Here is a 13,935-nt window from a genome sequence, read left to right as displayed (position 1 = left end):
TCACCAACCTTGCCGTGGCGTGTTAATGCGCCACGGCATACGCATTAGCAGTCCGACAAGCTCGGTACCATTCTGAAAAAGCCAAATTCGATATTCAGCAAAGTCAACATCGCCTTTATTGGCTTTGCTTTGAGGAGAAAAAGATGAACACTTTTGATAAGACATTCCGACTACTCACCCTCATTGCCGCCACTTTCACGGTAATACTCTCTGTCAAAGCCGTTGTGGACAACGGACTAGGTAGTTGGGTCTCTACCTCCACAGGCCTATTTATTGCCGTTCTTATCGCGTCCTTACTTAAAACCTATAACAAAGGACAGGTTAACTTTTTTGGTTTGATAGGTGCTTTGTTTGCACAGCTCACTTTAGGAAGAATATTTTCAACCATTCACCTTGAATCAATCGATATTTCAACATTGTCGTCACTTGATCCTCTGATGGTGGCAGAGACAGGCCCAGGTATCCCATGCATTGAGCTAACCAGCACCCTGTTGTTCGTCTTATTGGTCCTACAACTTATCGCCCTTCCTTGGAGAACCAGACTGTCGCAAACTCAATCGACAATAGGAAAACCAGACCACTACGCGTGGGGCATGACATTAGTAAGAATATATGTAGGACTCATGTTTATTGCCCATTTCACTGGTCACTTGTTAGTCGGAGGTAATCCATTTGCCGTATTTACCGATTACTTTGGCAGCATTGGCCTCCCCTTCCCTCAGGCCTTTGTCATTCTTGCAGGAATCATTGAGATATCCTTGGCGATTATGCTGTCCTTTGGCCTGTTCACACGCCTCGCAGGGTTTGGTTCGGCAGTCTATTTATTTGTATCTGTAGGCTTGGGCGGCCACTATTCAGTGGGGTATGTATGGGTACTACCCACGGGTGGCTGGGAATTCCCTGCAATGTGGATCTTCGTATCTGGGATATTCATGTTAGCAGGCGGAGGGAAATTGTCTGTTGATTACTTGCTTAGAAAAAAGCTGGGGCAAAACTCCATTAGTTTGCCGGAATATTTGGTTTAACCTATACCAAACTGAGTAACTAAAAAAGCGGGCAATCCTCATTGCCCGCTTTCAATCACATATAGCTACTTCATTGAAGGCTTTTCGATCTGATTGAGGACATCCGACACACTGAGAATACTTGCGTTAAAGATGAAAAACTGAGTTACAGCAGAATCACAAGCGCTTGATGTTGAAATGATAGCTGGTTGGCCTTTGAAACCGATACGGGATAGCTTATGGCAAAGTTTCTCTGGCGCTTTATCGAATACTACATTAAGAAAGGGCAATAATTCCTGACTGACTAATCCTTGTTCATTGAACACTTCCATTGCCTGACTAAGGTGATCCGTATCCGTGAATTCGATAATTTCTTCAATTTGTTCCAATTGCATGTACTACTCAATTCCATTTTTATCAGATGCTTAGCTCGAACGCCGAGTCTACACTATCTGATCGGTAGATAACATGTATTGGATCAAATTGAGTCTTTCGGGGACTTTCGATACTGTCGATCATAATCACTTTATGCTCAGGCGATATAAAGAAAGTGGGCTGTCGCTATTAGCTTGATGTAAGCCGATGTACTGAAATCCCAGTTTTTCGAGTAATCGTATGCTGGGTGCATTTTGTGGTAGTGATACCGCGTCAATCACTGGAAGTTGGAAAGCATCAATGGCAAAAGTCAGTAATTCGCTACAAGCCTCATGCGCATACCCTTTACCTTGATAGCCGGGCAAGAACGCGTAGCCGAAATCTGGGTAACTCAGGTCAGGTTTCTTTAAGAAACCACAGATTCCTATTGGTGTTGAACATGATTTGAGGCGCACAACGTAATACCCAAAGCCCAATTCTTGATAGGCTTTGATGAAACCGTTGGTAAGATACTCTTGAGCTTGATCTGACGTACGAACATTGCGATCACCTATGTTTTTGAGCCATCCTTCACTGTTCATCAACTCAACAAAGAAGCCTGCATCATTACTGGTAATGTGATCAAGTTGAATTCGAACTGTATCAAGCAGTGTTTCAAAAGTCATGGTATCTCTAAACTCATTCAATAATAGGAAGTCTCGTCGGTAAGTCGCCATCTGATTCGATAACCTCAGCATCAACTTCATTAAGTCAAAGCAACCACCAGCCCAATCAGTACTAGCGTAACCCCAATACCTCGAGTATACAGCCATTTTTCATTGAGAAACCAGATGCCCATCAGAAGCCCAAAGACGATACTCACCTGACGCATAGCAACCACATAACTAACGTTATCGACCATAGTCATTGCATACAGCACAATGCCATAGGTCAGCCCCATCATGATCCCAGCGATAGACGAACGATAACGATGCTGCCAAGTTAGCGCTAACTCACTGCGTTTATTAGTCGCTAATAACCAAGCTACCAAAACAAACGCAATCGCAGCAAACTGCACGCCTAGGTAGAAAATAGCTACTTGAACTTTGGTTAGTCCGCTAGTTTCAAGCTGTAGCCATGTTAGTGCCTGTTTGTCGATGATGGAGTAAATAGTTGTGCCGATTGCGGCAATACATGACCAGAACACACCTAAATTTAAATAAGAGCCAAGCCTTAAGTCTTTGATGTGTCGCATTGGGATCAACAAACAACCCAATGTTAAGACCACAAACCCTATCCACGCATTGGGGGACAACGATTGGCCTATGAATACAGTCCCAATCCCAACCATCAGAACTGGTAAGGCTCGCGCGATAGGATAAATCACACCAATGTCACCGGCATCATAAGCCTTGATTAAACCAATTAGGTAGATAGCCTGCCCGATTCCACTTAGCGTGACCAGAAGCCAAAAGTAACCGTCAAGACTGTCAAAACCAATCACCGAAATGCACCAGATTATATACGGCGATAGTAAAATAAGTGGAGCAATAGACGCGCCTAAAGTAAACGAATACCCAGAGCCAGTATTCGATTTTCCAAGAATATTCCACCCCGCGTGGAGCAGTGCAGAAAAAATAACAAGAAGAGCGGCGTAGAGAGTCAAAGTGGGCACCAACAAACATGAAAGTCACCCCTCTCGAGACGTCAAGAGGGGTGAGCAGAAGGATATCAGTCGAGCTGAGCAATAGATTCTATATTGATGGCATCGTGTCGCCAGTATTCAATATCACAGTCAATCAATTCGCCATGTTGATTGTAATTGATGCGCTCAACCATCATCGCCGGAGTGCCAGACGTTGCACGTAATGCTTGCGCGATGTCACCTAGAAGCGAAGTAGTGCTGACTCGGTATTTCACCTTGCTGTAGGTGACGCCATACTCGTCGCGATAGATATCCGTCAAAGAGGAGTTTTCCATATCAAACTCTAATAAGTTCGCAAATGGTTCCGTCCGAATAAAGTTTGTCACGAACACGACTGGGCGATCTTCTAAATAACGAACGCGGTCTACTCGATAAATATCGGAGAACGGCGGCAAATGTAAAAGCTCTGCTGCTTGCTTGGTGGCTAACATCGCTTTGGCTGACAACAGCTCGGTTTTTGGCGTTCGATTTTGACTTTTCGCCATATTGGTAAAGTTCAATGTTTGAGTAGGATCATAACGCAGTGGTTCTGGTGAGATAAACCAGCCACGCCTATCTTCGCGATAAATACGACCTTCCGACTCAAGTAGTGACAACGCTTCACGCAGCGTTACACGAGTCGTGTCAAAAGACTCTGCTAACTTTCTTTCTGCTGGCAATTTTTGTCTTGGTGTGAGCATTCCTGAGTCTATTTGCTCAACGATAGCGTCTTTAATTTTTACGTATTGCACACCGCATCCTTAATTCAATCATTGTTATTAGCGCTTGCGCCACGCTTGAGTTCGACCTTCAAACAGCTTTCCAACAAACATATGGGTAAGTTTTGCCACCGCTGCCGATAGCATGATCATCACTGCCATTGCCGCAGCACTGCCCGTCTGCCCTGCATCGTCCATATTCAGCACCGCTACTGATGCCGGAATGGTGTTGGTTGAATACAAGAATACTACTGCCGATGTGGTTGTTAAAGCATTGATAAATAAATATATCGCTATATCTAATACCGCTGGTAAACAGCAAGGCAGCGAAACTTTGAAAAACAGCTTATATTGTGGGAGTTTAACCGAAGCAGCGGTGGCTTCAATCTCTGCCGGTAACTGCTTCAGAGCTGTCAAAGCTGTCATGTGTCCAACCGTGTAATAATGGACAATGGTATTAATCACCAGAAACGCCATCGTACCGTACATGACACCCAACGGGTTGTTGGCATCGTTAAAATAGAAGATATATCCCAAGCCGAGTACGAGTCCAGGTACCGCCATGGGAATCACACTCATCATTTGCATCGCTTGACGAACGGGAGCGAAGGCACGACCTTTTTCAATACAATAAGCACCGACAAAGATAACTACAGAACCAATAATCGCCGTCCACGTCGCCAGTTTCAGCGAATTAAAGTACGGACTCCACCCATAGGTACTCATCTCAGCAAAGTTATAGTTATTTAGCGTCAGCGCCTTGTTCCAAGGCCAAAACGTCACTAGTGAGCCATAAACCGCCATACCAAGTACCGCTAGAACCGCGAAGGAAATAACCAGGCAATAAACGAAGCACACCGAGTCTCGCAGTTTATTAGGGGATGGTTGATAAGGCACAGAACGACTGTCCAACATGCTCTTTTGCTTTTTTTGTACCCAGCGATCAACCGCAAAGGCCAATACCGCAGGAAGCAGAAGTAAGATACTGGTGACCGCCCCCATGGAGAAGTTTTGCTGCCCCACCACTTGCTTGAATATATCCGTAGCCAGCACGTTGTAACTGCCACCAATGACCTTAGGCACACCAAAGTCACACACCACCAGCGTAAAAACGACGATGAGCGTACTGATCAAACCGTACTTAGCCGCAGGCAATGTCACCATAAAGAAGGTCTTGAACGGAGAGGTTTTTAGAGCTCGAGCCGCTTCGTAAAGCCTAGCATCTGAGGTGCGTAAAGAGGTGTTAAGAATCATCAAGGCGTGAGGGAATGTCCAAAATATCAAGCCTAGAGAAATGCCAACTAAGCCATAGACTGAATGCCCATGCAGCAACTCTTTTGCGACGCCCTGATTACCAAACAGAAAAATCAAACTGATAGCAGGCAGCAGAGAAGGCGCTAATATTGGAGCTGTTCCCATCAGTTGAAACACGCCTTTAAAGGGCATACAAGAGCGCGTTAATGCGAACGCATGCCCAAACGCCAAAAAGCCCACTACAACGGTCACAATCAGACCAAGGGTAAAGGTATTGCTTAGTGAATACCATAAACTGTCGGTAGCAAAATAGGTGGCAAAGTTTTGTAGACCAACAAACTCACCGTCGCTGTTTTGGACACTCTTTTTCATCATGGCCCAAAGAGGCATCAAGATAAACAATGTCATCGCCACAAAAAGGAACGTCAGAAGACCAAACAAGACAATATTGTCTTTGCTCATTGTTGAGCTCGCTTTTTGCGTTGCCAACTGTGCAATTCGTTGTTTCATAGATCCGCCTGTCGTAAAGGTTGAAGATGCTTGCATGTCTGTCCCTTAAGCCGCCGACTCTAACGTTGCACTCAGCGATGGATAGCCCAGCAAACCACTTTCAGAAAACGCAACATAGCGAATATCATTACGGCGCAGATTAAGTTCATTCGCCTGTTTCACGGGTACGTCCACATATAGGGCGTTGGCCATTGGTGCATGTTGCATTGCCACTTCGACGCGATAGTAAGACCCTTGAAATTCCTTGGATAACACTCTGACAGGAATAGCGTTCGAAGCGTGCTCGACAAAGTGCAGACTCTCCGGTCGCACGGCTAAATCAAATATATCGCCATGCTTTAGAGTCATATTGTCTAACGTAGGCAAACGCAACATAGACTCAGCCACGCGCATGGTGTTAGCAGATGGCACCGATGCTTCGATAAAATTCATACTGCCAACAAAATCAGCGACAAATCGAGTCGCAGGTTGCTCGTACACCTCTTGTGGCGTTCCAACCTGCTCAATCACACCGTGGTTCATCACCACAATGCGGTCAGCCATGGATAGCGCCTCCTCCTGATCATGAGTCACCATGATGGTGGTGATACCGAGTTTGCGTTGCATCTGACAGATCTCATCTCGAAGGTGAGTACGCACTTTCGCATCCAATGCAGAGAGCGGCTCATCCAGAAGCAGCAGACCCGGAGACAACGCCAATGCACGAGCCAGAGCCACACGCTGTTGTTGACCACCTGATAGTTGGTTAGGAAACTTCTCTCCCGAGGTTGGCAAGCCGATCATTTCTAGCCAGTGCTCTACTTTTTCAAGCGCCTCTTTGTTCGACATCCCTTGGTTCTTAAGACCGATAGCAATGTTCTCTTGTACCGTCAGATTTGGAAACAACGCGTATGACTGGAACACAATGCCAAAATCACGCTTCTCTGGTGGTAAAAACGTAATCGCCTCATCCGCTTGATGGATTTCTCCTGAGGTTGGAAGATCCAAACCCGCAATAGCGCGGAGCAACGTCGTTTTACCGCAGCCAGAAGGGCCGAGGAAACAGACGAACTCGCCTTTGTTAATGGACAAGGAAATATGCTTTAATGCCGTGAACTGACCAAATTGCTTCACCACATTGTTGATTTCTAGATAAGGTTTGGATACTGACATCGTTTACTCTCCAAATGGTATATACCAAATTTAAATCTGGTATATTTCATTGGGATGACAGTTTTGTAGCAGGTTGATTGCAGTTTAATGATTGGCTTTTCTGGTGTGATTGGAGAGCAGAAATGACAAGAGGAAGATCGATAACAATCTCCCTCAATAGCTTATAATCTACCAATTCCCAGTTATTTTATTTCTTTAAAATTAGGATTTAGGCTCTGACTTTCCATCAAACTTTTTCGACCATGTTTTTAAGATCTCAGCACGATCGGCACCCATTTTCGCAAAATCCATCTCAGCCATCGCACCTTCAACTTCAGGGTAGTTCGAGACCACTGCTTTCACGTCTTTATGAGCAACCACTGGGTAGGATTCAACGTAGAGTTCGTTCGCCGCTTTTGACACTGACCAGTCAACAACACGCTTCGCCGCCTCAGACTCTTTCACCAAACCCACAGCCTCTGATTCCCAACCAATGCCTTTAGGTGTGATAACCGCGAGAGGCGCGCCTTGATTCTTGAGCTTCGCACCACGCACAGCCATCGAAATACCGATTGCCACCTCACCCATCGCAGCTTGAACACAAGGCTTTGAGCCAGAGTGCGTGTAATGTGCCATGTTGTTATCGAGTTTTTTCATGTAATCCCATGCTTGGTCCTCACCCATGTTTTGTAGCCAAGCTGAGACTTGCATATAACCTGTTCCTGATGAAGCAGGATTAGGCATGGCAATATGACCTTTGTACTCTGGTTTGGTTAAATCTTCCCATGACTGTGGCTTAGGTAGGTTGAGTTGCTTTGCCACCGCTTCGTTAAAACACACAGCATTGAAAAATGCATCATTGCCAAACCAAGCTTGATTAGATTGTGGGTCATTCAAACTGGCATTTAGCTCATCTGCACCTTTTGGAGTATAAGGCTTAAGAATCCCCTCTTCTTTAAGCAATGCCATAGAAGAGCCTGCTAATCCCCACACAACTTCGGCATGCGGATTGTTTTTTTCAGCAAGAAGTTTGGCCGTCATGATGCCCGTTGAATCTCGAACCCATTTGATTTTTACATCCGGATTTTCTTTCTCAAACGCATTCTTATATTTCGCCAGAATGTCAGTTTCGAAAGCGGTATACACCGTGACTTCCGTTGCTGCTAGTGCATTTGTCGCTAGTAGAGAAACCAGTGTCGCTAGTGTTCCCTTCATCAAACGGTTTTTCATCATTCTCTCCAGTTAGATTTGGTCTGTACCAGTTTGTGCGTTAAACGTTAAATTCCAATTATGACGATTAAATGAACGAATAATGGCAGTTTAAAGAAACTTTGATTGGCAAGGAGAGCGAGTGTGAAAGTTTTATGAAACCTTAAGTTGTGCCGTTTACTTCCCCTAATTATCGCTGTTAGGTTAACCAAAACAAATTGGTATAGTCCAAATAGAGAAATAACATGAAGAACGATTATTTGCTGTTAACTCCAGGTCCTTTGTCTACATCAGAAACGGTGCGTCAAGCGATGCTTAAAGACTGGTGTACGTGGGACGATGAATACAATAAAGATGTCGTCGAAGTCATTCGTGCCAAGCTGACCCAATTAGCGACTTCCCATCACGGTTATACCAGCGTTTTAATGCAAGGTAGTGGTACTGCGTCGGTAGAGGCAACTATTGGCAGTGCCATCAGTAAAAACGGAAAGTTGCTTGTCATCGACAATGGCGCATACGGTGCGCGTATCGCCCAGATCGCAAGCTATCTCAATATCGCAACCCAAGTAGTTGCTCCAGGCGAGGTTAGCCAACCGAATATTGATGCTATTGATACGCTGCTCAAGCAAGATGACACGATTACTCACGTTGCCATCGTACACTGCGAAACTACGACAGGCATGCTGAACCCTATTAAGCAAATTGCATCGTTGGCAAAACAACATGGCAAAGTGGTCATTCTAGACGCGATGTCGAGCTTTGGTGGTATTCCAATGGATATTGGTGAGTTGGGTATCGACTTTATGATCAGCTCTGCCAACAAATGCATCCAAGGTGTTCCTGGCTTTGGGTTTGTTATTGCCAAGCAAACAGAGCTTGAGAAATGTAAAGGTCAGGCCCGCTCTCTCAGTCTCGATCTTTATGACCAATGGCAATGTATGGAAGTTAACCACGGCAAGTGGCGCTTCACTTCGCCAACTCATACTGTGCGCGCCTTCTATCAAGCATTAATTGAGCTGGAACAAGAAGGTGGGATTTCCGCTCGCCATCAACGTTACTTTACCAATCAGAAAACGCTGGTTGAAGGCATGCGTTCGCTAGGCTTTCGCACACTTCTTAACGACGATTTGCACTCACCGATTATCACTTCATTCTACTCGCCAGAGCACAGTGATTATCAGTTCAAAGAGTTCTACGACCGTCTAAAACAGCAAGGGTTTGTAATTTACCCAGGCAAAGTGTCCAACGCGGACTGTTTCCGTATCGGTAACATTGGCGACGTACACCCTGAAGATATTGAGCGCCTTATCATTGCCATCAAAAAGGCAATGTATTGGGAGGTAGCATAATGCCAGAGCAAGCAACCCATTTACGCAGCGAGGGGGACGTGAATAATACGCCCGCTCGCCACGAGTGGAATCAGAACATTCAAGACCAAGCGACTCAAGCACTGCTTAAACGTGACTCGGATGTGTTTCTGCATCAATCAATGTCCACGCCTTGCTTGGATTCTTTAGAAGCAGCTGAAGGTATCTACATTCAAGATACCCGCGGTAAGCGCTATATGGATTTTCACGGCAACAATGTTCATCAACTCGGCTATGGTCATCCTCATGTGATTAAACGAGTGACCGAGCAGATGCACTCGTTACCGTTTTCGCCACGTCGCTTTACCAACGAAACGGCGGTGCAATGTGCAGAAAAACTAACGCAGATTTGCGGTGGAGATTTGAGCCGTGTGTTATTTGCGCCAGGAGGCACTTCCGCTGTAGGCATGGCACTTAAGTTAGCACGCTACATTACCGGCAGCCACAAAGTAGTTTCATTATGGGATTCTTTCCATGGTGCGTCACTGGACGCCATTTCTGTCGGAGGTGAAGCCTGCTTTCGTGAAGGTATGGGGCCTTTGATGGCAGGTGTTGAGCGTATTCCACCCGCCGTGTCTTACCGAGGTGCCTTGCCTTCTCAAGATGGCAGCGATGTACATTATGCAGATTATCTAGAATACGTTATCGAGAAAGAAGGCGGCATAGGTGCCTTTATTGCTGAAGGTGTTCGCAATACCGATGTTCAAGTGCCAAGTAAAGCCTACTGGCAACGCGTACGCGAAATATGTGACAAGCATAATGTGCTGTTGATTATCGACGACATCCCAAACGGTATGGGCCGAAGCGGTGAGTGGTTCACCTATCAAGCCTTTGATATCGAACCGGATATTTTATGCATTGGTAAAGGTTTCGGTGGTGGTTTGGTGCCTATCGCCGCCATGGTAACCAAAGAAAAATACAACACCGCTGCAGAGATTTCTCTGGGTCACTATACCCACGAGAAGAGTGCGCTTGGCTGCGCGGCGGCACTGGCTACCATGGAAGCCATTGAACAAGAGAATCTTTTAGAAAAAACACGTCGTGACAGTGAGTATGTCAAAGCTCGCCTAGAAACGATGAAGCAACAGTATCCAGTCATTGGTGACGTACGCGGTATTGGTCTACTCTGGGGTGTGGAATTAGTGAAGAGTCATGTCACTAAAGCACGCGCATTCGATGAGGCAGAACAAGTTCTTTACCAATGTCTGAACCACGGACTGAGTTTTAAGGTGTCGCAAGGCAACGTTATTCAGCTTAGTCCCCCCCTCGTTATTACTCGTGAAGAGCTGACGACCGCACTCGATATTTTCGAGCAAGCAATCACTAAAGTATGTAAGGATTTCAACTATGTCTAATTCATCTCCAATTCAAGCCATTGTATTCGACTGGGCAGGAACTATCGTGGACTTTGGTTCATTTGCACCAACGAGTATTTTCGTGGAAGCATTTAAACAAGGTTTCGACTTCGATATTACGCTTGCCGAAGCTCGTGAGCCTATGGGCATTGGTAAATGGGACCACATTAAAGCGGTCGGCCAATTACCAGAAGTAAAAGTGCGCTGGGTTGCGCAATTCGGCAAAGAGATGAGTGATTCAGATGTAGACGCTATTTACGCTGCTTTCATGCCTTTGCAAAAAGCCAAAGTCGCCGATCATGCCGAGCCGATTCTTAATGCCGTTGAGGTGGTGAATTCATTCAAAGATAAAGGAATCAAGATTGGCTCTTGCTCTGGTTACCCGAGAGAGGTCATGGATGCACTTATTCCTGTCGCTGCGGACTATGGCTACAAGCCGGATTATGTGGTTGCCACAGATGATCTCCCTCAAGGTGGCCGCCCTGCACCATTTATGGCACTGAAAAACGTTATTGAGCTTGGTGTTGGCTGTGTTGGTGCTTGTGTGAAAGTCGATGACGCTGCGCCGGGCATCGAAGAAGGTCATAATGCGGGAATGTGGACCGTTGGCCTGCTGCTATCAGGCAACGAAGCAGGCTTAACGTTTGACGAATACCAATCAGCGGATCACGCCACTCTTAATGCAGCTCGTGAGCGCGCTCGCACGAAACTTGGCAAAGCATCACCGCACTACCTCATCGATACCATCGCCGACCTCCCAGACGTCGTAGCGGATATCGAAAAACGTCTTGCTGCTGGCGAACGTCCTTAACGACGACATTTCGACAGTACAAGAAGCGCGCTAAGCTCCTTTGGCTTATCGAGTATTTGAACGCAAAAACCCGCAGCCTAGCTGCGGTTTTTTGCGTTCTGTTCGCAGTGCGATGTTTTGTAACGATATTTTGACGTGGGATTACATTGTTCAACTGAAGTAATCGATCTGATCGTAAGTTACTGATTCAACCCTATCGAATTCCACAACAAAGCTAATACTAGCAACCGCACTCTACGACTAATGTCTAACTGTCTGAGACTATTTGTTTTTTTTCGATTGGTATAAGGTACTAACAACTGATTTTCAGGCGTCACAAAAAGAGTTCTCGAGTCTTTGTCGTAGAAAATATGTAGACAACTACTCGCGTAGTCTTCGTACAGTGAATAAATAACGTTGGTTGGAAAAACACACCTTAGAGTGTGAGCGAAAGGAATCAAAATGAGCAGTACTATAGAGTCCGTGCATATACGAGTAGATAAGCCTCAGGTCAACGAGGATGAACTAACTTATGAACAACAACATAAACCAAGATCGAAATTTGATACCCGAGAACAATATTTAGAGCATGAATTACAAATCATGGCACCCAAACGCTGGCGCGCCAATCTGCCGTTTAAGGATTATCGATTTGAGCTCGAAGACACCATCCCAGCTATGGCGGCGACGATTGGTAAAGTAGTTATGGTGGGCGCCATTGCAGCCACCTTTGCTGGAGCGCTTGGGCTAAATGAAGGCTTTGTTTTGGAAAATGTTCGTTATGAATTACTCATTGCATCTGTTTTCATTATTCTTTTCTCAGGATTCTTATTACCGACTGCTAATCTCGCAGGCACACACGGCCCACTAATCCCTTTAATTCCTATTGTCGTCGCAGCAGGCGGGCATCCTATGGCTTTTGGGTTGCTGATTGGCGCTTTTGGCTTAATCTTAGCCATCAGTAAAGGCGGCAGTATGTTGGCAAGTCTCACGAGTAAAGGTGTGTGTGGCGGTTTATTACTCTACCTTGGCTTTGTTGGAACCGTTTCTCAAGTTAAAAAACTGTTTGCTTGGGCTGAGGGAATAGGCATGAGTCATATTGCGTTTGTCGTGATCTTCTGCACTATTATTTTGTATGCTTTATTGGAACATTTTCGTAAGCGTTGGCTAGCCGTTCCTCTTAGTTGCTTGTTAGGTGGTTCGTTAGCTTTTGCCATGGGTGCTCCGTTTTCTTTTCAAACCGAGCCTGGGTTACCCAATATGAACCCTATGTATTGGTGGGGAGAGGATACTGGCTGGATGCTCGGCTTACCCACAATTGAACATTTCATGGTGGTACTGCCCTTTGCTATTTTAGCAGTGGCCATGTGGTCGCCAGATTTTTTAGGGCATCAAGTGTTTCAAAAAATCAGCTATCCAGACCGTACAGAAAAAGTCCATATGAACATTGACGATACCATGACCACGGCTTCAATTCGTCAAACGTTCGGCTCTCTGCTCGGTGGTACTAATTTTACTTCTTCATGGGGCACTTATATCGTGCCGGCCGCTATAGCTAAACGCCCTATTCCTGCCGGTGCCTTGCTGACAGCACTGTTCTGCATCATAGCGGCAGTTTGGGGCTACCCTATGGATTTAGCTATATGGCAACCTGTACTTTGCGTTGCGTTAGTTGTTGGAGTGTTTGTTCCACTCCTAGAAGCAGGAATGGAAATGACGCGCGAAGGGAAAACCACGCAATCGGCGGCTATCGTTGTATTTTCTTCCGCACTAGTTAACCCAGCATTTGGCTGGTCTCTGACCATGCTGTTAGATAACTTAGGCTTAGTCGGCTGTAAAGAACGTAGCGGTGAGCTAAGTAAAATGAGCCGTTGGGTGCTACCTGGAGTTATGTTTGTTGTGCTAAGTAGTGTGATGGCGTTGGTTGGTCTTCTACCAGGGATACCTGCGATTATCCCAAGCTTTCGTTAACCTTTAGATAAGCTCTCTATACGGGAGAATAGTTTGAAGGTACTTTTTCTAACCTGATAGAAACGGTTTAGTTCAGTGGTTCTAAACCGTTTATTCCCTTTTCGATGCTAGTTGCCATCAAATATCCAAATACAGTCATTCCTGTGAAGGCAGGAACCTACTGACAACGCCCACTGAATCATATGGTCTACTCCACGAGCAGTCTGACGAGGCAGGCTTATTTTTGCCCCATTATGAGCCAGTGCAAAATTGAGTTTGATTTCAACATCCGAAATTTGACTCACTTTTCCTCATGCCTAGAGCTCTGACTATGTGGTCGAATTGAGCGTACGACTACAAATCCCCAATAATGCACTAGATTAGCGGTATAGAGTCAGCTGAAATAAACGGCTGTCCCTCTAAAGTCTGAAATTTCCTGAATGCTCGATCAGACACTTATTTGTTAATTATTGTTGTAGGCAACTCATAAAATCCCACTATGTGGAATTTTAATCTCACACAGTGGAATCGAGGTGGTGATCACAATTACAACATCTGTAAAACACTATATTAGCTTTACTGACAATTTGTAACTATTCACCCGCGAG

At 45.5% G+C, this 13,935-nt stretch carries 13 protein-coding genes; 5 read left to right on the top strand and 8 right to left on the bottom strand.

Features of this window, described 5'->3' with window-relative positions; translation table 11 throughout:
* The gene (locus HW45_RS29555; protein ID WP_156750258.1) at nucleotides 1-165 is read right to left on the bottom strand and encodes a hypothetical protein; all 165 of its coding nucleotides are present in this window, start codon (nucleotides 163-165) and stop codon (nucleotides 1-3) included.
* Here HW45_RS29555 and HW45_RS08155 point away from each other — a divergent pair.
* Nucleotides 144-1,025, top strand: coding sequence for a DoxX family protein (locus tag HW45_RS08155; protein WP_038226184.1), 882 nt, complete (start codon nucleotides 144-146; stop codon nucleotides 1,023-1,025). The two genes, HW45_RS29555 and HW45_RS08155, sit on opposite strands and share 22 nt — an antisense overlap.
* 65 nt (nucleotides 1,026-1,090) lie before the next feature.
* Here HW45_RS08155 and HW45_RS08150 read toward each other — a convergent pair whose 3' ends face one another.
* From HW45_RS08150 to HW45_RS08120, 7 genes are all read right to left on the bottom strand, one after another.
* A complete protein-coding gene (locus tag HW45_RS08150; RefSeq protein WP_031493168.1) occupies nucleotides 1,091-1,399 on the bottom strand; it encodes a hypothetical protein in 309 nt (102 codons plus the stop codon).
* A 126-nt stretch (nucleotides 1,400-1,525) separates the two neighbouring features.
* Nucleotides 1,526-2,044 carry a GNAT family N-acetyltransferase gene (locus HW45_RS08145; protein ID WP_038226181.1) on the bottom strand — a complete coding sequence of 173 codons (519 nt, stop codon included), beginning with the start codon at nucleotides 2,042-2,044 and terminating at the stop codon, nucleotides 1,526-1,528.
* A gap of 80 nt (nucleotides 2,045-2,124) precedes the next feature.
* On the bottom strand, nucleotides 2,125-3,024 hold the full coding sequence (locus HW45_RS08140; protein ID WP_038226179.1) for a multidrug transporter: 900 nt from the start codon (nucleotides 3,022-3,024) through the stop codon (nucleotides 2,125-2,127).
* Nucleotides 3,025-3,089: 65 nt separating this feature from the next.
* Complete coding sequence (phnR, locus tag HW45_RS08135; protein ID WP_006069272.1) at nucleotides 3,090-3,794, bottom strand: phosphonate utilization transcriptional regulator PhnR; 705 nt, start codon at nucleotides 3,792-3,794, stop codon at nucleotides 3,090-3,092.
* 27 nt (nucleotides 3,795-3,821) lie between these two features.
* On the bottom strand, nucleotides 3,822-5,525 hold the full coding sequence (locus HW45_RS08130) for a putative 2-aminoethylphosphonate ABC transporter permease subunit (RefSeq protein WP_038227678.1): 1,704 nt from the start codon (nucleotides 5,523-5,525) through the stop codon (nucleotides 3,822-3,824).
* 45 nt (nucleotides 5,526-5,570) lie between these two features.
* Complete coding sequence (locus HW45_RS08125) at nucleotides 5,571-6,677, bottom strand: putative 2-aminoethylphosphonate ABC transporter ATP-binding protein (protein WP_038226177.1); 1,107 nt, start codon at nucleotides 6,675-6,677, stop codon at nucleotides 5,571-5,573.
* Nucleotides 6,678-6,878: 201 nt separating this feature from the next.
* Nucleotides 6,879-7,889: a putative 2-aminoethylphosphonate ABC transporter substrate-binding protein gene (locus tag HW45_RS08120; RefSeq protein WP_038226175.1), complete on the bottom strand. Its 1,011-nt coding sequence runs from the start codon at nucleotides 7,887-7,889 to the stop codon at nucleotides 6,879-6,881.
* 221 nt (nucleotides 7,890-8,110) lie between these two features.
* Here HW45_RS08120 and phnW point away from each other — a divergent pair, with 221 nt between their 5' ends.
* The 4 genes from phnW to HW45_RS08100 all read left to right on the top strand — a co-directional run bounded on the left by phnW (nucleotide 8,111) and on the right by HW45_RS08100 (nucleotide 13,348).
* Nucleotides 8,111-9,214 carry a 2-aminoethylphosphonate--pyruvate transaminase gene (gene phnW, locus HW45_RS08115; RefSeq protein WP_038226173.1) on the top strand — a complete coding sequence of 368 codons (1,104 nt, stop codon included), beginning with the start codon at nucleotides 8,111-8,113 and terminating at the stop codon, nucleotides 9,212-9,214.
* A complete protein-coding gene (locus HW45_RS08110) occupies nucleotides 9,214-10,587 on the top strand; it encodes an aspartate aminotransferase family protein (RefSeq protein ID WP_038226171.1) in 1,374 nt (457 codons plus the stop codon). Before phnW ends, HW45_RS08110 begins: the two co-directional genes overlap by 1 nt.
* Entirely contained in the window at nucleotides 10,580-11,398 is an 819-nt protein-coding gene (gene phnX / locus HW45_RS08105; RefSeq protein ID WP_038226168.1) for a phosphonoacetaldehyde hydrolase, read from the top strand. The genes HW45_RS08110 and phnX overlap by 8 nt, the downstream gene beginning before the upstream one ends.
* Before the next feature lie 441 nt (nucleotides 11,399-11,839).
* Nucleotides 11,840-13,348, top strand: a complete 1,509-nt coding sequence (locus tag HW45_RS08100) for a DUF3360 domain-containing protein (RefSeq protein WP_038226165.1) — start codon at nucleotides 11,840-11,842, stop codon at nucleotides 13,346-13,348.
* Nucleotides 13,349-13,935 lie beyond the last annotated feature (587 nt).

It is taken from the genome of Vibrio sp. ER1A (genome assembly GCF_000733315.1).
Classification (GTDB): domain Bacteria; phylum Pseudomonadota; class Gammaproteobacteria; order Enterobacterales; family Vibrionaceae; genus Vibrio; species Vibrio mediterranei.
This window is presented reverse-complemented; position numbering and strand designations above follow the sequence as displayed.

Coding starts and splice junctions, on each gene's coding strand:
- HW45_RS08145 (WP_038226181.1), bottom strand. CDS start 2,044: ATGACTTTTGAAACACTGCTTGATACAGTTCGAATTCAACTTGATCAC.
- HW45_RS08155 (WP_038226184.1), top strand. CDS start 144: ATGAACACTTTTGATAAGACATTCCGACTACTCACCCTCATTGCCGCC.
- HW45_RS08120 (WP_038226175.1), bottom strand. CDS start 7,889: ATGATGAAAAACCGTTTGATGAAGGGAACACTAGCGACACTGGTTTCT.
- HW45_RS29555 (WP_156750258.1), bottom strand. CDS start 165: ATGTCTTATCAAAAGTGTTCATCTTTTTCTCCTCAAAGCAAAGCCAAT.
- HW45_RS08130 (WP_038227678.1), bottom strand. CDS start 5,525: ATGAAACAACGAATTGCACAGTTGGCAACGCAAAAAGCGAGCTCAACA.
- HW45_RS08100 (WP_038226165.1), top strand. CDS start 11,840: ATGAGCAGTACTATAGAGTCCGTGCATATACGAGTAGATAAGCCTCAG.
- HW45_RS08150 (WP_031493168.1), bottom strand. CDS start 1,399: ATGCAATTGGAACAAATTGAAGAAATTATCGAATTCACGGATACGGAT.
- HW45_RS08110 (WP_038226171.1), top strand. CDS start 9,214: ATGCCAGAGCAAGCAACCCATTTACGCAGCGAGGGGGACGTGAATAAT.
- HW45_RS08125 (WP_038226177.1), bottom strand. CDS start 6,677: ATGTCAGTATCCAAACCTTATCTAGAAATCAACAATGTGGTGAAGCAA.
- phnW (WP_038226173.1), top strand. CDS start 8,111: ATGAAGAACGATTATTTGCTGTTAACTCCAGGTCCTTTGTCTACATCA.
- phnX (WP_038226168.1), top strand. CDS start 10,580: ATGTCTAATTCATCTCCAATTCAAGCCATTGTATTCGACTGGGCAGGA.